The sequence below is a fragment of the Bacteroides gallinarum DSM 18171 = JCM 13658 genome, from assembly GCF_000374365.1.
Classification (GTDB): Bacteria; Bacteroidota; Bacteroidia; order Bacteroidales; family Bacteroidaceae; genus Bacteroides; species Bacteroides gallinarum.
This window is the reverse complement of the sequence record NZ_KB894154.1, coordinates 1-25,876: the sequence shown is the minus strand read 5'-3', so window position 1 is coordinate 25,876 and position 25,876 is coordinate 1. Positions and strand designations below refer to the sequence as shown.

The 25,876-nt window shown below is 49.1% G+C and carries 16 protein-coding genes, 1 tRNA gene and 1 pseudogene; 11 read left to right on the top strand and 7 right to left on the bottom strand.

Annotated elements, in window-relative coordinates; all coding sequences use genetic code 11:
- Window position 1: 1 nt before the first annotated feature.
- The 5 genes from C233_RS0117255 to C233_RS0117235 all read right to left on the bottom strand — a co-directional run bounded on the left by C233_RS0117255 (window position 2) and on the right by C233_RS0117235 (window position 11,095).
- A complete protein-coding gene (locus tag C233_RS0117255; protein ID WP_026314906.1) occupies window positions 2–3,208 on the bottom strand; it encodes a SusC/RagA family TonB-linked outer membrane protein in 3,207 nt (1,068 codons plus the stop codon).
- 262 nt (window positions 3,209–3,470) lie between these two features.
- The gene (locus C233_RS0117250) at window positions 3,471–3,923 is read right to left on the bottom strand and encodes a cupin domain-containing protein (protein WP_026314905.1); all 453 of its coding nucleotides are present in this window, start codon (window positions 3,921–3,923) and stop codon (window positions 3,471–3,473) included.
- A gap of 21 nt (window positions 3,924–3,944) precedes the next feature.
- The gene (locus C233_RS0117245; RefSeq protein ID WP_025069067.1) at window positions 3,945–5,078 is read right to left on the bottom strand and encodes an aldose epimerase family protein; all 1,134 of its coding nucleotides are present in this window, start codon (window positions 5,076–5,078) and stop codon (window positions 3,945–3,947) included.
- A gap of 31 nt (window positions 5,079–5,109) precedes the next feature.
- Window positions 5,110–9,150 (bottom strand): two-component regulator propeller domain-containing protein, encoded by a 4,041-nt coding sequence (locus C233_RS0117240; protein ID WP_025069066.1) that lies wholly within the window; start codon window positions 9,148–9,150, stop codon window positions 5,110–5,112.
- 40 nt (window positions 9,151–9,190) lie between these two features.
- On the bottom strand, window positions 9,191–11,095 hold the full coding sequence (locus C233_RS0117235) for an ulvan lysase-like protein (RefSeq protein ID WP_025069065.1): 1,905 nt from the start codon (window positions 11,093–11,095) through the stop codon (window positions 9,191–9,193).
- 239 nt (window positions 11,096–11,334) lie between these two features.
- Between C233_RS0117235 and C233_RS0117230 the strand changes: the two genes are divergently transcribed.
- Window positions 11,335–13,302: a sulfatase family protein gene (locus tag C233_RS0117230; protein ID WP_026314904.1), complete on the top strand. Its 1,968-nt coding sequence runs from the start codon at window positions 11,335–11,337 to the stop codon at window positions 13,300–13,302.
- A 61-nt stretch (window positions 13,303–13,363) separates the two neighbouring features.
- Here C233_RS0117230 and C233_RS0117225 read toward each other — a convergent pair whose 3' ends face one another.
- Window positions 13,364–14,731, bottom strand: a complete 1,368-nt coding sequence (locus tag C233_RS0117225) for an MATE family efflux transporter (protein WP_018668793.1) — start codon at window positions 14,729–14,731, stop codon at window positions 13,364–13,366.
- Between the two features lie 296 nt (window positions 14,732–15,027).
- Here C233_RS0117225 and C233_RS0117220 point away from each other — a divergent pair, with 296 nt between their 5' ends.
- The 7 genes from C233_RS0117220 (at window position 15,028) to C233_RS0117190 (ending at window position 22,899) form a co-directional block, all read left to right on the top strand.
- Window positions 15,028–15,447: an HU family DNA-binding protein gene (locus C233_RS0117220; RefSeq protein WP_018668792.1), complete on the top strand. Its 420-nt coding sequence runs from the start codon at window positions 15,028–15,030 to the stop codon at window positions 15,445–15,447.
- A 118-nt stretch (window positions 15,448–15,565) separates the two neighbouring features.
- Window positions 15,566–17,311, top strand: coding sequence for a lysine--tRNA ligase (gene lysS / locus C233_RS0117215; RefSeq protein WP_025069064.1), 1,746 nt, complete (start codon window positions 15,566–15,568; stop codon window positions 17,309–17,311).
- Window positions 17,312–17,395: 84 nt separating this feature from the next.
- Entirely contained in the window at window positions 17,396–18,391 is a 996-nt protein-coding gene (locus tag C233_RS0117210; protein WP_025069063.1) for an NAD(P)H-dependent glycerol-3-phosphate dehydrogenase, read from the top strand.
- A 53-nt stretch (window positions 18,392–18,444) separates the two neighbouring features.
- A complete protein-coding gene (locus C233_RS0117205; protein ID WP_018668789.1) occupies window positions 18,445–19,782 on the top strand; it encodes a glucose-6-phosphate isomerase in 1,338 nt (445 codons plus the stop codon).
- 254 nt (window positions 19,783–20,036) lie between these two features.
- Window positions 20,037–20,774, top strand: coding sequence for an inorganic diphosphatase (locus C233_RS0117200; RefSeq protein WP_018668788.1), 738 nt, complete (start codon window positions 20,037–20,039; stop codon window positions 20,772–20,774).
- A gap of 205 nt (window positions 20,775–20,979) precedes the next feature.
- A complete protein-coding gene (locus C233_RS0117195; protein WP_018668787.1) occupies window positions 20,980–22,032 on the top strand; it encodes a hypothetical protein in 1,053 nt (350 codons plus the stop codon).
- Window positions 22,033–22,047: 15 nt separating this feature from the next.
- A complete protein-coding gene (locus tag C233_RS0117190) occupies window positions 22,048–22,899 on the top strand; it encodes an outer membrane beta-barrel protein (RefSeq protein WP_039748255.1) in 852 nt (283 codons plus the stop codon).
- A gap of 63 nt (window positions 22,900–22,962) precedes the next feature.
- Here C233_RS0117190 and C233_RS0117185 read toward each other — a convergent pair.
- Window positions 22,963–23,035, bottom strand: a tRNA-Arg gene (locus C233_RS0117185).
- 216 nt (window positions 23,036–23,251) lie between these two features.
- On the opposite strand from C233_RS0117185, the gene asnA reads away from it, so the two are divergent.
- From asnA to C233_RS25185, 3 genes and pseudogenes are all read left to right on the top strand, one after another.
- A complete protein-coding gene (asnA, locus tag C233_RS0117180) occupies window positions 23,252–24,289 on the top strand; it encodes an aspartate--ammonia ligase (protein ID WP_018668785.1) in 1,038 nt (345 codons plus the stop codon).
- Between the two features lie 127 nt (window positions 24,290–24,416).
- Window positions 24,417–25,079: a uracil-DNA glycosylase gene (gene ung, locus C233_RS0117175; RefSeq protein WP_018668784.1), complete on the top strand. Its 663-nt coding sequence runs from the start codon at window positions 24,417–24,419 to the stop codon at window positions 25,077–25,079.
- A gap of 276 nt (window positions 25,080–25,355) precedes the next feature.
- A pseudogene (locus C233_RS25185) lies at window positions 25,356–25,499 on the top strand (IS256 family transposase); the annotation flags it as partial.
- Between the last annotated feature and the right edge of the window lie 377 nt (window positions 25,500–25,876).

Below are 25,876 nucleotides of genomic sequence, written 5' to 3'. Positions count from 1 at the left end.
ATTAAAATGCCACGTTAATACCAAATACGAAAGAACGGCTTCTCGGATAAGCTCCGAAGTCAACACCCGGTGTCAGCGCACTGCTCATGGTGGAAACCTCAGGGTCGAAGCCCGTATAGGGCGTCCACGTCAGCAGGTTGTTGCCCGTGGCATACAAACGCAACTTGGTCAGGCCTATCTTGCTGATAACCTGCTTCGGGAAGGTATAACCCAGCGTGATGTTACTCAGTTTCAGGTATGAAGCATCCTCTATGGCCCAGGAATGGATGTATGTATTGTTCGAACCGTTGTCGCCGAACTGTGCGATAGTCTTTCCCTGGTTCACTGCCGCCAGCTCTTCCGGGCTGGTAATCTGCTCTCCGTTGCTGTTTATCGTCACCCAGCGATTGGCCTCGTTAGCTATGGCAAGCACGTTCTTGTTCGTCAAAGCCGTCTTGGTGTTGGTGAGCTTGGTAGCGTTGAGAACCTCTGCACCGTAGCTGTATGTCAGGAAGATGCTCAGGTCGAAGTTCTTCCACGTGAAGGTGTTGTTGATACCGCCATAGAAGGAGGGGAAGGCGTTGCCGATTACAGTCTTGTCGTCCTCCGTAATCAGGTTGTCCTCGCTACCGTCCACGTTCTTGAACTTCCAGTATCCCGGCTGGATGCTCGACTTGTCGCCATGATAAGGAATACCGTCTTTCAATGTGTACTTGCCTGTGGATGCGTCGTAATTGAAGTCGCTCACCTGGTACAGACCGTCCGTAACATAGCCGTAGAACTGTCCTAAAGGTTGTCCGACACCGATTTGGTGGGAAGCACCTGCACCGTCATATCCGAAATTAGCCAGGTACAGTTGGACGTCTTCGCCCGTGAGCTTGTTAACGGTATTCTTGTTGTGCGAGAAAGTTATCGAGGTTCCCCATGTGAAGTCCCTATTGGTGATGTTGACGGTATTGATTGTCAAGTCCACACCGATGTTCTCGGTTTCGCCCGCATTGATTACCATGCTCTGGTAACCGGAAGAATAAGGCAGCTTGGCATCCAGCAACAGATTGCTACTGCGGTTGATGTAGAATTCGGGAGAGAAGGTAATGCGCTGGTTCAGGAAACCGAAATCCAATCCCAGGTTGAACGTCTTGTTGGCCTCCCACTTCAAATCGGGGTTGGGAACCTGGCTGGAAGCATAACCTGCCTGTGCACCGTTGGCATTGGCGGCCGTAACCGAACCCATGACTGCCAAACTTTGGTAGCTGTCTATACGATTGTTACCGGCAAGACCGTAACCTATGCGGAGTTTCAGGTCGGAGAATATATCCAGGTCTTTGATGAACCCTTCTTCGCTTAAACGCCAAGCAGCGGAGAAGGCGGGGAAATAACCCCATTTGTTGTTTTTACCGAACTTGGAGGAACCGTCCGCACGAAGGGAGGCGGTAAACAAGTACTTATCCTTAAAGCTGTAATTGACACGTGCAAAGAAAGACAGCAGTTTGTCATCGTAGTTCTCACTGGAGGTAGGAGTACTGGGAGTTCCTAAGGAAAGGTCGCCCAGACCTATTTCGTCATTCGGGAACTGGGTAGCGCCGGCAGAGAAGTTGCGGGTCCACTTGGTTACATACTCATGTCCCACCATTGCCGTTACGTCATGAATATCATTGTTCCAGGCATAAGTCAGCACATTGGATGTCTGAAAACTGTTGCTCTCGATATTTGTAATAGAACCGTTAATACTCGTACGTTTGGCCGTTATAGACTCGTCACCGTAGAAAACGTCGTTGCGGCGGGTCTGATAACGCATACCTACCGTGCTGCGGAAGGAAAGGCCTTTCAACAGTTTCACCGTGGCGCCGGCATTCGCCTGGAAAATACGCCACTCACGGTCGTTCGTTTCCTCTGCGGCGGAAATCAACGGGTTCTGCATCACGTTGCCCGAATCGTCTGCAAACAACGGGTCTTCGGAACCCAGCAAGTCGATATCGTTACCCTGGACACCGATTGTAGGACGGTATTGCAGGATGTGCTGCATCTTGTTGAAACGGTCGCCGCCGTCCGAAGTACCCATACCTTCCACACGCATTTGGTCGTAGCTGATACGGGAATTGACAGTCAGCCATTTATTCACCTCATGGTTCATGTTGAAGGAGATATTGTGCTTCTTGTTGCCGCTGTACACCATAGCGCCCTCTTCATTGAAATAGGAGTAGGCCAGGCTGTAATTCATCTTCTCCGTCTTTCCGGAAACGGCCACACGGTAATTCTGGGTCAGTGCCGTACGTCCCAGCGTCTCATCCTGCCAGTCGATACCTTTACGGCCGAGGTAGTTGGACTCGATATCGCTGTACTTGCCGTATCTGCTCTCCCAGGTGCTCATTCCGTCGGCTCCGGCATCACCTGTGCTCATTCTCCACAAGGTACGCTCGTAGTCCAGTTTCACGAACTCATAGGGAGAAAGCACGTCCAGCTTGTTCGCAATCTTCTTGATACCGACGTAGCTGTCGAACGTCACGGTGGCCTTTCCGCCGGCCTTGCTTCCGTTCTTAGTGGTTATCACCACAACACCGTTTGCACCGCGTGCACCGTAAATGGCTGTAGCGGAAGCGTCTTTCAATACGTCGATAGTCTCGATTTCGGCCGGGTCGAGGGTCGACATGCCATCTTCGCTGGGGAAACCGTCGATGACGTAGAGAGGTTCATTGCTTTGGGTAATGGAAATACCGCCGCGTACACGGATAGAAACGGAGGAGCCCGGAGCGCCTTCGCTCTGCTGCACCATTACACCCGCCATACGTCCGGACAATGCCTGCGTGACATCGCTCACCGGCACTTTGGCAAGTTCCTGGCTGCCGACGGAAGCTACGGAACCGGTGAGGTCCTTACGCTTGACCGTGGCATAACCAATTGCAACCACTTCGTCCAGCATCACGGCATCGGCTTTCAACGTTACATTGATTACACTGCGGCCATTGACTTTTACCTCCTGGGAGGTCATGCCCACATACGAAAAAACAAGTACATCCTTGGATGCATCGTTCACTTTCAAGGAATAGCTACCGTTTAGGTCTGTAACTGTTCCTACACCAGCAGCACCTTTAATAGTCACACTGCCACCGATTACTTCATATCCTTCGCTATCAATGACCTTACCGGTTACAGTCAAGCTTTGCGCGTATGCAGACATACTCACAAAGGCGAGGATAAACATTAAGAAGAATTCTTTTAACTTGTACATAATAAATAAATCTAAGGTTCTACTTTAGAAATAATTTTCGGCAACAAACTTACAGCAAATGCTAAAAAAAGTGTAAAAGTATTGTTTTTGTTCATCACACTTTTACACTTTCCGAATGCTATTTTTGTATAGTAAAGGATATTTTTGTACAAGATACCGCCCTACACATATGTACAAATAGGATTGCCCTCATTCAATAAGAGCAATCCAAACCGTTAATCTCTGTTAATATCCAAAGCTAACGATTAACTTATAATGAAACTTATTTCAGAAAATCCGCTCTCATCGGAGCAAAACAGTCTATAAGCACACCTGGTTCCAAACAAACACAGCCGTGCAAAATGTCCGGTTCGATATAAATACCGTCGCCGGCCTTGACAATTTTCTTCTCAGCTCCTACCGTAAATTCGAATTTACCGCTTGCCACATAGGTGGTCTGTGTGTGATAATGAGTATGGGGAGTGCCCACAGCGCCTTTCTCGAATTTCACCTTTACCAGCATCACTTGTCCGTCATATCCCATAATCTGCCGGGTTACACCTGTACCTGCAGGTTCCCATGCGCTTTCTCCACTAATGAAAGTGGCGCTTCTCGTTTTCTTGACGGGCTCGCCCGGCAGCTTTTCACCGCCGGTTTGCACTGCATACAAATCGGGAAGCATAAAAAGTGAAATACTCGCTAAACACATGTACTTTTTCCAGTTTCTCGTTTTCATAATCAATGTTTTAAAGTAAAATTATTCAGTTTCAGATAATGTTTCGAACTTATATACGGTAATTTGCCGGTAAACCTCTCCCGGCCGCAATACAGTCGTCGGGAACCGAGGATTGTGGGGGGAGTCCGGAAAATGCTGCATTTCAAGGCAGAAGCCGTAATATTTCCCGTAAGACTGGTGCGCATACCCTTTCAGATAGCTCAAATCGGCGGCAGGGGTATAGAATTGCATGCCCGGTTCGGTGGTATATGCCTTCAATACCCGCTCCGAAACCGGTTCCACCACTTTTGCGGCAAGCGTTAAAACGCCCGGTTGCTTATTGAGTTTGTAATTGATGTCATATCCTTTATTCATCTTCTCGATGCGTTGTCCTATAGGCTGCAAAGTCCTGAAATCGTATTCCGTTCCTGCCACCGCCCTGAGTTCTCCGGTCGGAATCCCTCCGGCATCCACTAGTGTAATCGAGTCGCCGGCAATCATATAGCGATGTCCGAGTACGGATGTTTTGCACCCTGTCAGATTGAAATAGCTATGGTTCGTCAGATTGACTACGGTAGGCTTATCGGTCGATGCTTCATAATCTAAAACGACTTCGTTGTCATTAGTCAGCTTATAAGCCAGCGAAAGGCTGAGGTTTCCAGGAAAGCCGCCTTCCAAATCCGGGCTCAGGTACTTAAAGACGATTACCGCCGTATCTTTTACCACATACGATGTATCAGTATCGAAAACCCGGAGGTTAAAGCCTCTTACACCGCCATGAATGGAATGTCCTTTACTGTTCTTTTCCAAGCGATAGACTTTATCATCCAGACAAAACTCCGCATTCCCAATCCTATTTGCATACCGTCCCACCGTAGCACCGAGCTTGGGTTGCCTGCCCAGGTAATATTGCAGACTGTCGAGTCCCAGCACCACCGGTTCGAAAACCCCGTTTTTATCGGGTGCGGAAACAAATGTCAGGGAAGCCCCGTAGTTCGTTACCCCAATGTTCATTCCGTTTCTATTGGTTATCTTGAAAAGCTCGACAACTTTGCCTTCGTATTGCAGGCTGTCTTCTCTGGTTATACGAAACCCCGGCGTACTTACCTGCCCGCACGATACGAGCAGGAAGCCGGTGAGCATTAAAAAGAGAAATCGCAAAGTATATATTTTCATAATAACGGTACATTGCAAATAAAACAATCAATTACTTCTTGCCGTACTCGGTAGGAAGACATCCTATATACTTTTTAAAGCGAGCGGCAAAATAAGAAGGAGTATTATATCCTACCATGAAACTGATTTCGGAAACCGTATATTTTCCTTCTTTCAATAACTGGCAGGCACGGTTGAAACGTATTTTATGGATAAAGTCAATAGCGGACTTACCCGTTATGGCTTTCAGCTTCAAGTGAAGATTGGAACGGCTCATATTCATCTCGCTGGCAAACTGCTCGGTAGAAAACTCCACATTGCTTATATTCTTCTCCACTATGGCAATGGCTTTTTTCAGTACCTCCTCATCCATTGCATTATTCGTAATCTTTTCCGGCTCTATCTCCGCCGTATTAGAATAATGTTCGAAAATACGATAACGGGTACGCAGCATGTTCTGGATTTTGGCTATCAACACCTCTATTGAGAACGGTTTGGGAATATAATCGTCCGCTCCTACCTGCAATCCCTTCAACTGATATTTGATATCCACTTTAGCAGACAGCAAATACACAGGAATATGGCAGGTTCTCAGGTTCTGCTTCACCAGCTTGCAAAGTTTGACCCCGTCCATTACAGGCATCATTACATCGGAAAGTATCAGGTCTACATCCCTGTCTTTCAGCAGTTCCAGCGCCTTCTGCCCATTTTCCGCCTCTATAAGGTTGAACTGGGACGATAAGCCGTTCGACAAGTACTGGCGCAGCTCGTCATTATCCTCTACGACAAGAATCGTTCCATGCCTGCTGCTCCCCTCCTTTTCCCCGGCTTCCACCTCTACGATTTCCGCATCATCGACATACACATCATGGGCATTGGTGGAGTAAACACGCTGCTCCTCCGTTTCCCCCCTGCTTCCCACCAGTTCCTCGGCGCTATACGCCGATTTGTCCTGAGGAATATAAATAGAGAAAGTAGACCCTCGCCCGACCTCGCTTGCCAGCGTAATCTGCCCATGATGCAACTCTACCAGGCGTTGTACCAAAGACAGCCCGATACCGCTCCCCTCGTGTCCGTTCTCCATTTGATAGAAACGCTCGAATATCTTCTGCTGCTTGTCCTCGGGAATGCCTACCCCCGTATCGATGACCTGCAAAACGACATTTTTGTTCTCCTTGTAAAGCTTGACCGAAATACTCTCACCCTCCTCCGTATATTTGAATGCATTGGACAATAAGTTGTTGACAATCAAATCCAGGTAAGTACCGTCGAACAGCACATCCTCGTCCTGCAACTCCGAATAGAAATTATAGTCGATATCTTTCCGCTTCGCCAGGCTCTCATAATTCAGGAAATTGCTCAACACCCTCTTGTACGCATTGGCGTACGAAGGTTTCAATTCGAAGATACCCAGTTCGGCACGGCGGTAATCCATTAACTGATTTACCAGATGCAGCAGCCTCCTGGCATTCCGCTGGATGTACATCAGCTTCTCACGTTCCCAATGCCCGGTAACACTGCCGAGCAATTCCTGCAAAGGAGCGATAATCAGCGTCAGCGGAGTACGCAACTCATGCGAGATATTGACATAAAAGCGAATCTTCATCTGGCTGATTTCCTCCCGCTTCTCTTTGTCCAGCCTCTCCATGCGAATTTCGGTCTGCATACTCTTACGCAGCCAGAAGAAGCGGAACACCGCAAAAATGAACAGGATGAAAGACAAGGCGAACAGCGACAAAGCCCACCATGTGCAATACCACACCGGAAGTACCCGGATATGGAGAGCCGCCACCTCCTTGCTCCACTTCCCGTCATTATTTGCAGCCTTCAAGAGGAAAGTATAATCTCCCGCCGGCAGGTTGGAATACGACACCGGGCTGATGTCTCCCTGCCTGTACCACTCTTTATTATACCCCTCCAGCTTATAAGCGAAAGTATTATGCTTGCCTGCTATATAGTTGGAAACGACAAACGATATAGAAAAAGAATTCTGGGAGGATTTCAACGTTATATGCTCCACATTCTCTATATTCTCTTTCAGAATTCCGGTTTCATCATTCGGCAACACTTCCTTATTGAACACAAACAGCTTATTGATAACGGGTTTAGGAGTATAAGGATTATCTATCAGGGTTTCCGGACGGAAAGAAGTAATCCCGTTGATTCCCCCGAACAGCATATGCCCGTTACCGATGCGGCAGTAAGAACCCGCATTGAACTGATTGCTCTGCAGGCCGTCCACGATTGTAAAATTGCGGAACTTGCGGCTGTCCGGGTTGAAACAGCTCAACCCCTGGTTGGTACTTACCCACAAGCGTCCGTAACTGTCCTCCAGAATTCCATAAATGACATTACTCAGCAAACCGTCATCCGTTGTATATTGCAACGGCTCCTTATCGCCTTCCCGCAGGGCGAAAAGCCCGTCGCGCGTACCTACCCATATATAACCGGATGAGGTTTCATAGATACAGTTCACGGAAGACTGCTCCAGCACTGGCGTGATGCGGAAATCCGTATTAGTCAACAAGGCGGTATCAATCTGGTTATACACGGAAAGCCCCATTTCCCCGCCAGCCCAGATACGCCTCTTGGAGTCCCGGAACAGCAAACGGTTGGATTTGTGTATCGGACGCCCCTTGGCATCCTTGTCTATAACGACGAAATGCTTCCGGACAAGGTCAAAGTAGAGCAGATGCTCCAATGAAGCCACCCAAAGCCCCTCCCCCTCATCCGATATGATAGAGTAGATATTGTTGCTCGGCAAATCGCTATTCCGCCGGTTATAGAACTCCCTCCGTCCCGTTTTGCGATGCAACACCATCATTCCGCCGGCATGAGCGCCCACATACACCTTATCGGCCGCTTCATCCACATACACGGTCTTTATGTCCTTGAAGGGCACACCTTCCGACGCATCCGAATTGAACAGGTAATTCTTATACGTTTTCGTCGTACTGTCATAAAAGTTCAAACCGCCGTCGCTCGTACCTATCCACAGATTATTCTTCTTATCCTCCACGATACAACTGACTACGTTGTCGCTGAGCGAGTTGGAGAAAGGAATATGCTTAATCTGCAGGAAACGGTTGCACAAAGGATGATAATAGTTCACCCCTCCCCAATACGTACCCAGCCACATACCGCCTTGCGAATCCCTGAATATGCACCGTACCGAATTCTGCGACAACGTTCCCGCCTGTGCCATAGAACTCTCCATAGAGAAAAAACAGTCCTCTCCTTCCCTATATATATTCAACCCGCTGTAAGTCCCTACCCACAAACGATTTTCCTGGTCCAGCGCCAGCGAACGCACATAATTCGAGTTCAGACCGGAAGCCTTATCCTCGTAACGGTAGTTTCTCAGCTTTTTCGCCTTCATGTCGTACATATACAGACCGCCGCCTTCGGTAGCTATCCATACCCTGTTGAACATCTGGCACAGAATACCCTGTATCCGTACTTTAGCCGGCAGTTCCACCAGCTTCTTCAACGCCCCTTCACGCAACGAATACGTATATACCCCTCCCTCCGTGCCGATGTAAACACAATCTCCCTGCCTGACCAGCGTCGAAGGCCTCAGCATATGCAATGCCGTGGATAACGTATCGTTCAGGAAACGCTCCCCCTTCACATCGAAAAGCAAGATACCCTCCGCCGTTCCGAGCATAAGCCAGTCGCGCTGCAAAGGCACGATATTCATAACAGCGACATTCTGCTCCCTCTTCTTATAATAGAAATTAGAAAACTCACTCTTACGGTGATTATAAAGCGACAACCCGTCCCGCGTGCCTATCCATACGCGGTTATCCTCGTCGATAACCACGCAGCGGGTAATATCGCTGGCTATGCTCCTAGGATTTTTATATTGATGCCGGTAGACCGTAAAGTTATAACCGTCGTATTTATTGAGCCCGTCGTAAGTGGCAAACCACAAATTTCCTTCTTTATCCTGATTGATTCCAAATATCGTACTATGCGACAATCCATCTTCCAAACCTATATGCATGAAACGCATTCCGCTTATCTCGCCGGCAAGCCCGACACCGGCAAATAACATTCCACATAGCGTTAACAAAAGCCGAAATATCCTCATATATTATATTATTAATACAGAACAAAGAAACAAAAATATATTAATTATGCATGATTTTAACTATTATTTTTTTCTCAGGGCTATCAGGAAACACTTGCAGAGGGATAAAAGAGAAACCCGGTACGGGGTTGAATATCCGTCCGTCTTTATCGGTGGGAGCTACTTTCAGCGTGCCGTTCACACAAACCACCTCCAATGTACCGTTCTCTTTCCGGATACGCATATGCTTCGGAGTAATCTCCGCCGTTTCCGAGGGAGCGGCAATGACCGGCAGCACCAGACAGGCGGAATGAGGGCAATGCTTTACCTCTACGGTCAATCCCTGCCCGGAATACACATAGTCCATATCCACCGGTATCGCACCCTGTACAGGCGTCTGCTGGTCTGCATCCACCAGGTGCGTACGAACGCGGAAACGGTGCGCATCCTTTTCCTTGCTATAAGCTATATCCGTATCCAGGTCGTCCAGGTTGCTGTAATTCATTCCGTATTGTACCATTTCCACCCGGGGAGTTCCGCTCATTATATACTTCCGGCTGTTGCTCTGCATATTGGGCGCCTCTATCAAGGCATACCTGTTTGTCGTCGCAGCGAATACAGGGCCCGCCTTTGCATGCCACAGCAGTGAAACGGCGCCTCCCATGGGATGAGTACCCTTTACCTTGTACTCGGCATCATATCCCGTAAACGTAGCCCTCCACGGACCCTCCGCCACCAGCCAGGTACGGATGTCACGGAAAAACTTCACCCCGTACTCCGCATCGCGCGGCAAAGCCATGTCCTGCGGTTGCACTTCGACGGGCGGCAGTTCCAGAAACGCCGTGAGCGCTTTGGCATGCCCGAAAGTATGATGAATACAAGCCGGAATGCCCGAAGCCCGGTAATCGCGACCGGCATGCAACAATCCGTCCTCCGTCGATTTCTTCAATAACCGTACATTCCGGCGGATAGCCTCCAAGTACTCCGGATTGCGGCCGGCCAGGGCATAATAACCACCCATAAAACCGTCGCTGGTGCGACCACCCCAATACGTCCACTTAAAACTGCGTGTGCCCCAGCTATTATCCCAAGCCCCGTCGGGCAACATAAATTCCAGATGCGTATCCATGGAACGCTCCACGATAGCCAGCAGCTCCCGGTCGTCCACCATAAGCGCATAGTAAGCCAGATTGGGCAGAGACTCCTCTATGTTATACCCCAAATCCACAGAAAGGCAACCGTTCTTCGTAGGAGCCCACACCCTGGGGCCCTCGCCGAACAGGAAACAGTCGTTCTCCGTGAAAAAGTTCTTCAAGTCCGAAGCCACCGTACGGGCTTCCTTCTTGAAATCCTCCCTGCCGAACATCTCGCCGAGCGCTTGCAAGGCATATGTAACGGAGGCAGAATAGTTTACATTATTCAGACGCTTCATCTGCCCCTGCATACGACGGCTGTACATCTGCGGGTTCTTCATCATAAACTCCCCGGCCTCCAGCAACTGCTGCTTCCAATGATTCCGGGTCGAATCGTCCAGCAGATGCCCGTGGTAATGCAGCGCCTCATACAAGGCGATAGCAGCGAATACGGTCGTACCGCTCCAGTCCGAGACATGCACGTCGTTCATCCAGGAACCGTCCGGACGATGCACATTCTCCATCCACGACATCAGACGCTTGGCAGCCAGCAGATACTTGCCGTTACCGGTCTTGTCCGCCAAGTACATCAAAGGCAGCACGGCATCGCCTATCCGCCCGTGGATGCGGGCACATGCGGGGCACAAGATACCGCCGTCCAATGCCGGATGCAAGTCCGCACACTGGTAAACGAGTAACGTATCCACCCATTCCGTCAATAACTTTTCCGCCTCATCGCGCAAATCATCATCTGAAAAAACCGTATTCCCGGCACGTACTTGTCCGGATAAAGACAGCACACACAGCAGTGCTGCAAAGAACATATTCCTCATACTATTTCGACATTAAGATTTATTTCTCAAAAATAAGGCTTTCACGTAACATACAGCCCCTCTTTTATGCAATACCCCGTAACATCTGTTCAAAGCCGGTCGCAATATTGTTCAAAATCCGTCAATTTTGTCGAAAACAGCCTGCGGAAACAATATTGACAACATTTTATACACAAAAAAACAGCTGTTACCTCCGAATGCCTTACCTTAGCGACTGCTAACAAAAAAACTGATATATTATGAAGAACTTACCCCTACTGATGTGTTCCGCCTTCTGCGGGTTGCATACCGCCCAAGCAGATGCGGCAGAAGGCAAGAAGAACGAAAGACCCAACATCCTCTGGCTCACATTCGAGGATACCAGCGCCTACGAGTTCGGCTGTTACGGCAACAAAGACGTACACACGCCCAATGCAGACAGCCTGGCCGCCCGCGGCATACAGTTCATGAACGCATGGTCGGTAGCCCCGCAAAGCTCCGCCGCACGCTCGTCGCTCATTACCGGCTGCTACTCCTCGACCTACGGCATGGACGTCCACCCGGTTCCCTACGACACCCCGGCAAACATATTCTTCCCGCAATGGCTGCGCGATGCCGGATACTACTGCACCAACAACAGCAAGACACACTACAACTCCACCACGGACAATAAAAGCTGCTGGGACGAATGCACCGTCAAAGCCTCCTACAACAGCCCCAAACGCGGTAAAGACCAGCCGTTCTTCGCCGTCTACAACACAGTAACCTCGCACATGGGGCGCGTACGCACCTTCCACACCGACGGACGGCGGGACTACACCACCGAAGGCATCTATCCGGAACTGCTCACCCTGCCCTCCTACGTGCCCGACCTTCCGGAAGTACGCTCCGACTACGCCGGCCACCTGGAAGCCGTGCAGGACGTAGACACCTGGCTGGGCTTCTTCCTGAAAGACCTGAAAGAGAAAGGGCTGGACGACAATACGATAATCTTCTTCTTCAGCGACCACGGCGGCTGTGTGCCGCGCGGCAAAGGCTATCTGTATGAAAGCGGGCTGGAAGTGCCCCTGATAGCCTATTTCCCACCCAAGTGGCAACACCTGGCAGGCGAAAAAGCCACCGGCAAAGACTACTCCCTGGTTAACTTCACCGATTTAGGCCCTACCGTACTCAGCCTTGCAGGTATCAAGCCGCCCAAGCACATGCAAGGAAAGGCATTATTCGGGAAATACGCCTCCGATGAGAAACGCGAAATCCAGTTCGCCCTGGCAGCCAACCAACTGCACCACTTCATGCCGGTACGCGCCGCCACCGACGGACACTTCAAATACATCCGCAGCTACATACCCTACCGCCAGTTCGCCCTGCGCAACTATTACCAATGGGGCATGCCGTCCAACAAAGCATGGGACAAATTAGTGCTGGGAGGCCACAACACCAACCCCGACTGGGCGCAAACATTCAACGCACACCCCGCCGAGATGCTGTTCGACCTCGACAAAGACCCGGGCGAGCTGCACGACCTCTCCGGTTCGCCCGAATACGCGGAAGTGCTGGCAAAGATGCGCCAAGCGCTCTCCGACCACATCCGCTCTACCGAAGACCTGGGATTCTTCATACCCACCTCACGCGAGCACGTGGTACTATATGATAAAGTACGTAAGGAGAAATATCCGTTAGACGAGTTGTACGACCTTGTAGAACTTGCAGGCACGGCACAGGCAAGCGACGCACCGGTATTCGAGAAAGCACTGTCCAGCCCCTACCCCGAAATGCGCTACTGGGCATCCGTAGGCCTGGCACAGCTCGGAGCAAAAGGCGAGTTGGATACCTGCCCCGCCGCCCTGCTCGCCCTGCTGAACGATGCAGACCCCTACATAGCCTGCGAAGCCGCTTATGCCGCCGCCTATTTAGGAGAAATCGCCAAGGGCATCGAACGCCTGAACTACCCGGCAAAGGAAGCAGACCGGAAAATAGGCTACTCCCTGCTGGAATGCCTGTCCCTGGATAAAGCCATGCACCCGGCTATCCGCGTTCACCTGGCAGACCTGAAAGACAAAGCCGAAACACTGCCGCGCAAGGCTAATGAAGATGCCGGCCTCATGGCACGCGGCATCCTGGTGAACCTCGGCGAAATGGACATAAAGAACCTGCACGGTCCCGAAGCCTACCAATTAGGATTGAAGCTGAATCACGGACGCAGACCTATGGTTCCGCTGCCCAACTGACAGTCCGGACAGTAAACACCGGTCGAGCCCCCTATGCTTGCGTTTATGCCTGCACCAGTGTTTACGCCTGTGCTTGCATTTGCGCCTGCGCCTTAAACTTGCGGAACTGCCACGTCAGCATCGCCGCCGCTATCAGGCTGGCAAGCAAATCGGAAATAGGCATGCTGTACCAAACACCCGCCGCACCGAAAAAACGGGGCAAAATCAGCAGGCAGGGGAGCAACACCACCATTTGGCGGGTAAGGGATAGAAATATCGCCTTACTCGCCATTCCTATACTCTGGAAGAAGTTGGCCGTAACCATTTGGAAGCCGATGATAGGGAAAAACATGACTACGATGCGCAAACCCTTTGCCGCAAGGTCAATCAGCTCGGCATCCGAGGTAAAGATGCTCACCACCAAATCCGAGAACAGCATCCCCACGATAAAGCCGAAAGTCGTTACCCCGGTGGCATACATTATCGTCAGTTTCAGTGTCCTGGTAACGCGGTCGTACTGCCTTGCCCCGAAGTTATAGCCCGCAATAGGCTGCATACCCTGGTTCAACCCCATAACAATCATCACTACGATAAAGACCAGCCGGTTAACGATGCCGAAAGCGCCGATAGCCAAATCGCCGCCGTACTTCTTCAACCCCTGGTTGATAAGGATTACGATGAAGCAAGCCGCCATATTCATCAGGAACGGAGACAGACCGATAGCCAGCGAGTCGAACACAATCTTACGTTTCAGGCGGAAAATACCGCGGTGAAAATGCAGCAGCTCCTCCTTATTGCTGAATATCCGGAGCTGCCATGCCAACGAAATAACCTGCGCCATAATCGTAGCAATAGCCGCCCCGCGGATGCCCCAGCCGAAGCCGTATATAAACAACGGGTCGAGTATCGTATTGATAACCACCGTGGCGATAGTGGCATACATCGCCTTCTGCGGATGCCCCGAAGAACGCAGCACCGCATTCAGCCCCAGGTAAAGATGCGTAACGGCGTTACCCAGCAGGATAATCTGCATGTAATCGCGCGCATACCCCACCGTCTCGTCGCTCCCCCCGAAGAAGTAAAGGATAGGGTCGAGAAAAGCCATTACGACCACCGTAAAAGCCACGCCCAGCAGGATGTTCAGCACAAACACATTGCCCAGCACCCGTTGCGCCGTGTCATAGTCTTTCTGCCCCAGCCTGACGGAAATCAGCGTGGACGCCCCCACACCCACCAGCGACCCGAAAGCGGCCGCAAGGTTCATCAGCGGAAAGGTCAGCGCCAGTCCCGAGATAGCCATTGTACCCACACCGTGGCCGATGAAGATACTGTCCACCATATTATATAAAGAAGATGCCGTCATGGCGATAATCGCCGGTACGGCATACTGCATCAACAACTTTCCGATATTCTCCGTACCCAACGCCGTGGGAGTCTTTTGTCCTGCCATATTATACCTCTTACTGTTTTTAGCGGGTGCAAAGGTACTCATTTTCAAAGACCGGGCAAAGGATACCCGCGCACTTTTTGGATGTATCAGGACAAAAGGGAGCGCAATCCCGCAATAAAAACACCTGCCAGGCAGAAAATACACCCCTGCCCGGGGCATAATACGGATGTTTTATGCTACCTTTGTAGCACAGGCGTCAATCATAAGGTATGATTGCAACAATCATACCTTATGATTGACGTATTCATACCGTATGATTAGCACCTCCCCCAACCGCATAACAACAACGAATTCCTATGGCATTCTATAAGAAGATAAAACAGAAAGGCGACGGCAAATGGCATCCCAGAGCCGTTACCAAAGGACGTCCCTATACAACGGACGAAGTAGCCCGCCTATTGTCGGAAATGTCTACGGTAACCCCCGGAGACACCTATGCGGTGTTGATGAACCTGGGCGAAGTGCTAGGCAGGCTGATGAGTACAGGGCGTTCCGTAAAGCTCAAAGGCGTAGGGAGCTTCTACTACACCTGCCGTTCAGAGGGTACGGGCGCGGACACTCCCGAAGAAGTAAGCCCGGCACAAATCACCGCGGTACAGATACGCTTCATCCCCGAATACTTCCGCGGGCAACGCGGACAGGTAACGGAGCGCACCCTCCTCTCGCCGTACATCGAGTGGGTGGATGCGGACGACGGCGGCAGGGAAGCCCGCTAACCTTTCCCCTGCCTTCCGCACGATGTATCGCCCCGTCTCCCATATTTCAAGGGAAAAAGGTTCGGTATCTGAAAAATGTTTCGTATTTTTGTACCCAAATTGAGTGAATTATAGCGAAATGAACGTATTAGAACTAAGTGAACAGGAAATCATTCGTCGCAACAGCATGAATGAACTTCGCGCGATGGGCATCGAGCCTTATCCCGCAGCAGAGTATGTAACCAACGCTTTCTCTACCGATATCAAAGATGAATTCAAGGACGACGCCGAACCGCGCCACGTATCCGTAGCCGGACGTATCATGAGCCGCCGCGTCATGGGAAAAGCGTCTTTCATCGAATTGCAGGACTCCAAAGGCCGTATCCAGGTGTATATCACCCGCGATGACATCTGCCCGGGCGACGACAAGGAAATGTACAACACCGTGTTCAAACGTTTGCTCGATTTAGGCGACTTCATCGGCATCGAGGGCTTCGTATTCCGCACCCAAATGGGCGAAATCAGCATCCATGCCCAAAAGCTCACCGTACTTGCCAAGAGCCTCCGGCCGCTGCCTATCGTGAAATACAAGGACGGCGTGGCATACGACTCTTTCGACGACCCCGAGCTGCGCTACCGCCAGCGTTACGTAGACCTTATCGTAAACGACGGCGTGAAAGATACATTCCTGAAACGTGCCACAATCATCAGAACCATGCGCGCCGTGCTGGACGAGGCCGGCTACACGGAAGTGGAAACGCCGATTCTGCAATCCATTCCCGGCGGAGCGAGCGCACGTCCTTTTACCACTCACCACAACTCACTGGATATAGACCTCTACCTGCGCATCGCCACCGAGCTCTACCTGAAAAGGCTTATCGTGGGCGGCTTCGAGGGTGTGTACGAGATAGGGAAGAATTTCCGCAACGAGGGTATGGACAAGAACCATAACCCGGAATTTACCTGTATGGAGCTGTACGTGCAATATAAGGATTACAACTGGATGATGAGTTTCACCGAGCAGCTCCTCGAGCGTATCTGCATCGCGGTAAACGGCTGCACGGAAACTACGATAGACGGCAAGACTATCAGCTTCAAGGCTCCTTACCGCCGCCTGCCTATCCTGGATGCTATCAAGGAGAAAACAGGTTACGACCTCAACGGCAAGAGCGAGGAGGAAATACGCCAGGTATGCCGCGAGCTGAAAATGGAGATAGACGATACCATGGGCAAGGGCAAGCTGATAGACGAAATATTCGGCGAGTTCTGCGAAGGTACTTTCGTACAGCCTACTTTCATCACCGATTATCCGGTGGAGATGAGCCCGCTTACCAAGATGCACCGCAGCAAGCCGGGGTTGACCGAACGCTTCGAGCTCATGGTGAACGGCAAGGAGCTGGCAAACGCATACAGCGAGCTGAACGACCCTATCGACCAGGAAGAACGCTTCAAGGAGCAGTTGAAGCTGAGCGAAAAGGGTGACGACGAGGCGATGTTCATCGACCGTGATTTCCTGAAAGCGCTGCAATACGGCATGCCGCCCACATCGGGCATCGGCATCGGCATAGACCGCCTGACCATGCTGATGACCGGCCAGGCATTTATCCAGGAGGTGTTGTTCTTCCCGCAGATGCGTCCGGAGAAGGTAGCGCCGAAGGATGCGCCGGCCAAGTTCATGGAGCTGGGTGTTCCGGAGGAATGGGTGGCGGTTATCCAGAAAGCCGGCTACAACCTGGTGAGCGATATGAAAGATGTAAATCCGCAAAAGCTGCACATGGATATTTGCGGTATCAACAAGAAATACAAACTGGAACTGGCGAACCCGACTGTTAACGACGTAGCCGACTGGGTGAGTAAGATTAAAAGTCAAGAACCAGAAAATTGAATAAGTAAAGTTATAAATCAGAGGGAGGGCGGGGCTTCCTTGTCCTCCCTCTCTGATTTTTAATTTTTCACTATTGATTTCAATATGAAACTACCCGGTAAGATAGCCATTATGGGCGGAGGAAGTTGGGCCACTGCCATTGCTAAAATGGTATTGGCGCAAGAGGACACTATAAACTGGTATATGCGGCGCGATGACCGCATTGCCGATTTTAAGCGTCTGGGGCACAACCCTGCCTACCTGACGGGCGTCAAGTTCGATATCAAACGTATCAATTTCAGCTCCAACATCAACGATGTGGTCAAGGAATCGGATACGCTTATCTTTGTTACTCCTTCTCCTTACCTGAAAGCACACTTGAAGAAGCTGAAGACCAAAATCAAGGATAAGTTCATCATAACAGCCATTAAGGGCATCGTACCCGACGATAATGTAATCGTATCGGAATACTTCACGAAAGAATACGGCGTGCCGGCGGAGAATATCGCAGTGCTGGCAGGTCCCTGCCATGCGGAGGAGGTGGCGCTCGAACGCCTTTCCTACCTTACGATAGCCTGTCCGGACATTGACAAGGCGGATAAGTTCGCCCGGCGCCTGGCAAGCTCGTTCATCAAGACTTCCGTAAGCAACGATGTGGCGGGCATCGAGTACGGTTCCGTGCTCAAAAACGTATATGCCATTGCCGCCGGCATTTGCAGCGGCCTGAAATACGGCGATAACTTCCAGGCGGTGCTTATGTCCAACGCCATACAGGAGATGAGCCGTTTCCTGCAAACCGTACATCCGCTGGATAGAAGCATCAGTGATTCCGTTTACCTGGGAGACATGCTGGTAACGGGATATTCCAACTTCAGCCGCAACCGCACGTTCGGCACGATGATAGGCAAGGGATATTCTGTGAAAAGCGCCCAGATAGAAATGGAGATGATAGCCGAAGGGTATTACGGAACCAAGTGTATCAAGGAAATCAACAAGCACCACCACGTGAATATGCCGATACTGGATGCGGTGTACAATATCTTGTACGAGCGCATCTCGCCGATGATTGAAATTAAGTTGCTCACCGACTCTTTCCGGTAATACGGAAAAAGAAACGGAAGGGACGAAATACAGAACTTAAAACCTATAATATTATGATTAGTTTGAACATTGAAAAGACTTTTGGATTTATCTCCAAAGAAAGCGTTTCCGCTTACGAGGCTCAAGTTAAGGCCGCACAAGAAGCATTGGAAAACGGCACTGGCAAGGGTAATGACTTTTTAGGTTGGTTGCACCTGCCCTCGTCCATTACGAAGGAGCACCTGGACGACCTGAAGGCTACCGCACAGGTGTTGCGTGACAACTGTGAAGTGGTAATCGTTGCCGGAATCGGCGGAAGCTACCTCGGTGCGCGCGCCGTTATCGAGGCTTTGTCAAACAGTTTCACCTGGTTGCAGGACAAGAAGTCCGCACCGGTCATCCTGTATGCAGGACATAACATCGGCGAAGATTATCTGTACGAGCTTACCGAATACTTGAAGGACAAGAAATTCGGTGTTATCAATATTTCCAAATCGGGAACTACTACGGAAACGGCGCTGGCTTTCCGCCTGCTGAAAAAGCAATGCGAAGACCAACGCGGAAAGGACATGGCGAAAAAGGTTATCGTAGCCATTACGGATGCCAAGAAAGGTGCTGCCCGCGTTACGGCGGACAACGAGGGTTACAAGTCTTTCATCATTCCCGATAATGTAGGCGGCCGTTTCTCCGTACTTACTCCGGTAGGTTTGCTGCCTATCGCTGTGGCTGGTTTCGACATCGAGAAGTTAGTGGCCGGCGCAGCAGCTATGGAAAAGGCATGCGGCAAGGATGTGCCGTTCGCCGAGAACCCGGCAGCCATTTACGCCGCTACCCGCAACGAGCTTTACAAGAGCGGTAAGAAGATTGAAATCCTCGTGAACTTCAACCCCAAACTGCATTACGTAAGCGAATGGTGGAAGCAGTTGTACGGCGAGTCGGAGGGTAAGGAGAACAAGGGTATTTTCCCTGCTGCCGTAGATTTCTCTACCGACCTCCACTCCATGGGACAATGGATTCAGGAGGGTGAACGTACTATCTACGAAACCGTTATCTCCGTAGAAAAGACCAACCATAAGCTGGAAGTGCCGAGCGATGCCCAGAACTTGGACGGACTGAATTTCCTTGCCGGCAAGCGTGTGGACGAGGTCAACAAAATGGCCGAGCTGGGAACGCAACTGGCGCATGTGGACGGCGGTGTACCCAATATGCGCATCGTTATCCCCGCTCTGAACGAGGAAAGCATCGGCGGACTGCTGTATTTCTTTGAGAAGGCATGCGGCATCAGCGGTTATATCCTGGGTGTCAACCCGTTCAACCAACCGGGTGTGGAGGCTTACAAGAAGAATATGTTCGCCTTGCTGAACAAACCCGGCTACGAAGAAGAGTCCAAGGCTATCCGAGCACGACTGTAAGCCGGCATAGGTAAAATAACAGGGCGCGGGCTGCACGGCAATACGGAATTTATTTTTAGTTCCGTTAGTTGTTGTGCAATCCGCGCTTATTTTTTGTTTCTTTGAACCATTAGAAATGATACTCTCATTATTACTAAATATGGTTAGATTGATTGGCTATTTTATTTCCCTTTCTCTTTTATAGCTACGGGTATCGGCTCGTTGTTATTTGCTTTCATTTTTGTATCTTTGCAGCCGCAAACAATAGGTATCTTATGTTCGAAGAATCGATTGCCCGTTATTTAAAGACGCACGGGCATACTCATATCTCACTGAAAACAGTACTGTTCGATATGGACGGCGTGCTGTTCGACTCCATGCCCTATCATGCCGATGCCTGGCACAAAGTAATGGAAAGCCACGGCTTGCACCTGAGCCGCGAGGAGGCTTATATGCACGAAGGGCGCACCGGGGCTGCTACAATCAATCTCGTATACCAACGTCAATACGGCAGGGATGCCACGCCCGAGCTGATTGAAAGCATCTACGCCGAGAAAAGCGCCGAATTCAACAAGCATCCGGAACCCGGACGCATGCCGGGCTCCCTGGAGGTGTTGCAGAAGATTAAAGCCGGAGGGCTGACGCCGGTATTGGTAACCGGTTCCGGGCAATACTCCTTGTTAGACCGCCTCGCCCACAACTTTCCCGGCATGTTTCAACGCGGGCATATGGTAACCGCCTTCGATGTAAAATACGGCAAGCCCAATCCGGAGCCTTACCTCATGGGGCTGGAGAAAGCCGGCGTAAAGGCAAGCGAGGCTATCGTCGTGGAGAATGCTCCTATCGGCGTACAGGCGGGAGTAGCGGCAGGTATATTTACAGTAGCCGTAAACACCGGCCCGCTGGACGGCCAAGTGTTGCTGGATGCGGGAGCGGATTTATTATTCCCTTCGATGCAGGCATTCTGCGATAACTGGGAAACATTCCACCGGGAATTAGTGCGTCTCCACTAAGCCAATCCTATCTTAATTTTGTTATATTGTCAACTTTTATAAAAGCTGGTAACAATGCTTTATTGTATAAAATACATAACTTTAAACATCTATTTTTTACAAAAGAAACCTACATTAAAATAATTTAAATTCTATTTGGTTGAAATATAAAATATGTATACATTTGCACCGTCATTTTTTATTAATTAATTTAATATTCTAAATTATGAACATGCTAAACAAATTCAAATTATTCATTGCCGTTGCTACCACAGCAGTAGCGGTTTCTTCCTGTTCAGAAGACCAAACATCCTTGTCAGCCAATGACATCAAAGGTAAAGCAAAAATCAAAGGAATTATTACTTTCAATGAAGGACAGTCCTATCAGAATGGTAAATTCACAGAAATAATTAAACCTTACGCCCAAGATACCGTATTTGTAAAAATTGCAAACTCATCATTAGACCCCGACGGGCAAGCAGCAGGGTACACCACTTATATAGCATTGACAGACGAAAACGGCCAGTATGAAGTAGAAGTTCCAGCAGTAGACCGCCAAGAGGGTACAGAGGTAACTGTTCAAACCAAGCCTTATGTAGGAACACGATACATGCTGGTATCATGGGAAGACGAAAAACCAGTTTTCGAAGCACAAGAAGTTATCTTTAAGGGTAATTTTACAGAAACGGTTTATCCTTATGACATCGTATTAAAAGATGTTTTATGCGGCTTTACAACACGCAATTCAGAGGTTGGCTATCCGGAAACTGTAGAATTACAAGTCAAGGTAGGGCAAAACGGTTACAAAAACGACTATAGTTCAACCGGAACAGCCCCCACTCCCATTTTCAAACTTACTTCCGGTATCGATGTCGTAATTAAAGTTCAATATGACACTGATGAAGACGGTGATGGCAATGATGACATCAGACTCTACGGAGCTACTACAAACAATAGCGGATATGCAATCTTCAGTATCCCGTCGAAGGAAGCAACATGGAGTAATGTTTCGATTACTACCAAAGTAGCGCCATACACAGCTAATAGCTTCAACTATTATAACAGCCGTAGCGGTTTTGTAATGATAGGACAAGGAATGTACAATCAAGTAAATTATGACTTGACCGAACAACCGGAAGGTATAACCTCTACTTATGACTTCACTTCAGTCAGCGCTCCTATCGTATCAGTCAGAATGCTATTCAAACCGTTTGATAATGCAGAAAACCAAAATATATACGACAGTTCTGATTGGGGATATGTGTATACTTTCGAATAAAACAGCGATAAACATATGAAGAAAATAATATCAATTGCAATAATTGCTTTGCTACCATTAATGGGAGCAAATGCACAGGAAAAGACCGCCAAACAGTATCTTCCGGAAGAGGGGGACTGGGCTGTCGGTGTCAATGTAATACCTTTATTGAAACACATCGGTGGAAATGACAATGAGGTTTTCGGCGGTGGCGCTTCCTTTACCAAAGGTAATGAGAAATTCGACTTAGTACCGGATGTATCTATCCTGGCCAAATATATGCTGACTGATAATATCGGCCTGCGTGCAAACGTAGGTTTCATGTTTGGCTCGGATAAAAACAGGGAATATACAACGGATGACAAAGCCCTCATGGACAATCCCTTAAGTGAAGACAAGGTGATTGATGCATGCCGTACAAGCCAAAACGGAATGAGCCTCAACCTGGGGATAGAATATCGTAAAGGGTCGCGAAGAGTACAAGGTGTATTTGGAGCAGGTGTCCTGTTTGCCGTTCAATCGCAGAAAACGACGTATGAATATGGTAATGAGATGACTGCTGTCAATCAAACCCCTTCAACGGCATTTCCTCTCCTTCAAAACGGATACCGCCCAATAGAGGTAAAGAGTAACGGCAACTTCTACACCGGTCTTACAGGCAGTATCGGCGTAGAATGGTTTGTCGCTCCCAAAATCTCTTTAGGCGCCGAAGTCAATATCACCGCCTATTATGAGTTCGGTTCCCAGTCTTACACAAAAAGCGAAGGATACAACATATCACTTGGGGCAGTCGAAGAGAGAACAGATTTGAACAGCCCCGGCGACAGAGGTTTCCACATCGGAACGGAAAGTCTCGGCGGCGCCCTCAACATGACATTCTATTTCTAAACGACAGACTTATAACAATAAAAAATCCCTTTGCAAACCATTTGCAAAGGGATTTCTTTTTAGTGACCCCGCTGGGACTCAAACCCAGGACCTTCAGAACCGGAATCTGACGCTCTATTCACTAAGCTACGGAGCCTTAATCCGGATGCAAAAGTAGAAAAAATCTCTGCATATTCCTAATTCTTCACCTGTTTTTTCTATCATGCCACACAAAGCTATCCGGCTATTATTTTGAGAGTACTCAGCCGATATACACAACATTTTGTTCTTTTTTCATTCAAAACAGGAGCAAGTATCAATATTATTCCTATCTTTGCCGAACAAATTAATAGAAGTTACATATATTAAACCTATGAGCTACCTGATAAAACCCGAAGGATATAAACCTTTATTGGACTTGAAACAAACGGAATTAGGTATTAAACAGATTAAAGAGTTCTTCCAACTGAACCTTTCTTCCGAGCTCCGCCTGCGCCGTGTCACCGCACCGCTTTTCGTGCTGAAAGGCATGGGTATCAACGACGACCTCAACGGCGTGGAACGGGCGGTATCTTTTCCTATCAAGGATTTAGGCGACGCACAAGCGGAAGTGGTGCATTCGCTTGCCAAGTGGAAACGCCTGACACTTGCCGAATACCACATAGAGCCGGGCTATGGCATCTATACCGATATGAACGCAATCCGTGCCGATGAAGAATTAGGCAATCTGCACTCCCTGTATGTAGACCAATGGGACTGGGAGCGCGTTATCACCGCCCAAGACCGTAACGTCGATTTCCTGAAAGAAATCGTTACCCGTATCTATGCGGCAATGGTGCGCACGGAATATATGGTGTACGAGATGTATCCGCAAATCAAGCCCTGCCTGCCGCAGAAGCTACACTTCATCCATGCGGAAGAACTCCGCCGGATGTATCCCGGTTTAGAGCCGAAATGCCGCGAGCATGCTATTGCCAAGAAATTCGGCGCCGTATTCATCATCGGTATCGGATGCAAGCTGGGCGACGGCAAGAAGCACGACGGACGCGCCCCGGACTACGACGACTACACCACCCCCGGATTGAACGGTCTACCCGGATTGAACGGCGACCTACTGCTATGGGACGACGTACTGCAACGCAGCGTAGAGCTGTCGTCCATGGGTATACGTGTAGATAAAGAGGCGCTCCAGCGCCAGCTCAAGCAGGAAGGCGAAGAAAAGCGCCTGGAGCTTTACTTCCACAAACGCCTGATGGGAGATGCCCTGCCCCTTTCTATTGGCGGCGGTATCGGACAGTCGCGACTGTGTATGTTCTACCTACGCAAAGCGCACATCGGAGAGATACAAGCCAGCATCTGGCCTGAAGACATGCGCCGGGAATGCAAAGCGCACGATATCCACCTTATTTGAATATAGCATGAACAATACGAATCCCGTAGGTTTTCCGATAAAATATCGAAAACTCTGCGGGATTCTTTGTACGCTATATAATGAAATATTTGTATCTTAGCGTCCTAAACGAATAACATTTCCAATTATGAACGTTCAGATAGAAAATAGCTGGAAAGCGCATTTACAGCCTGAATTCGACAAAGACTACTTTTATACACTAACGAACTTCGTACGTGAAGAATACGGTAAATATGCCATATATCCACCGGGCAAACTGATTTTCAATGCTTTCAACCTATGTCCTTTCGACAAGGTCAAGGTAGTGATTATCGGGCAAGACCCCTACCACGGACCGGGGCAGGCACACGGCCTTTGTTTCTCCGTAAACGACGGCGTGCCCTTCCCTCCTTCCTTAGTCAATATATTCAAAGAAATCAAAGACGATATCGGAACGGATGCGCCGCCTACCGGCAACCTGACCCGCTGGGCGGAGCAGGGCGTGTTACTGCTCAACGCCACCCTCACGGTACGCGCCCACCAAGCCGGCTCGCACCAGAACCGCGGGTGGGAAACCTTTACAGATGCCGTTATCCGCATCCTCGCCGAAGAACGTGAACATCTGGTATTCATACTATGGGGTGCTTATGCCCAACGGAAAGGCGCATTCATAGACCGCAACAAACACCTGGTGTTGACATCGGCGCATCCCTCTCCCCTCTCCGCATACAACGGCTTTTTCGGAAACAAGCATTTCAGCAAAACCAACGAATACCTGAGAGCACACGGGGAAGAAGAAATACGGTGGTGATTGATAAAGTGATAGAATAAATAATGCGATTAAGATGATAATGCGATAAAGTGATAAGGGACACTATAAAATATTTTGTGCAGGTAACTATATATTGCCTTACAGTGTGAATCCTTGTTAAGCAGTAGAAGATATTAAAATATAAGTCCTCTATAAACGATTACACGATTTATAGAGGGTTTTGCTGTAAGATAGGATATAGTCCCTTTGTGTAAATGGAAAATACAGAGCTCATACCGAATCCCGTATTTTCCATTTACACAAAATATTTATAGTGCCTTCCCCTCGGACGATGCGATAAAGAAAACAGTCTATCTGTCCCTAATGGAGATTGAGAAGAAATGAACGATGCCGATTACTAACCGGGAATTGATTATGAACCAGTTTATGCTTATCTTTGAAAACAGAATCCAGATATAAGAACGCTTACATCTGAATCCCGTTTTAGTTTACACAATATTTTGGACACTGCCGATATAAGAGAACTTATAACTGAATCCCGTTGACATCTATATAAAATTCTATACAGTGCCCATTTAGGGACATTCAGTAAATAGAATAAAATTAGCCAACTAATTCATACTTAAAGTATTGCGAATTAGTTGGCTTTTTTGTATCTTTAGGTATTCCCCGGCAAACAAGGTTTGACGGCCCAAACGGGGGAAATACCTCAACTAAGATATGGCTAAGATACAAAATATTTCAGAAATTCACCCTACTTTGGGCTTTACAGAATTTGATATTCTGGAAAAATATCGCAAGAGTTTTAATGAGAGTGAGCTTGGCAGGCTTCATTC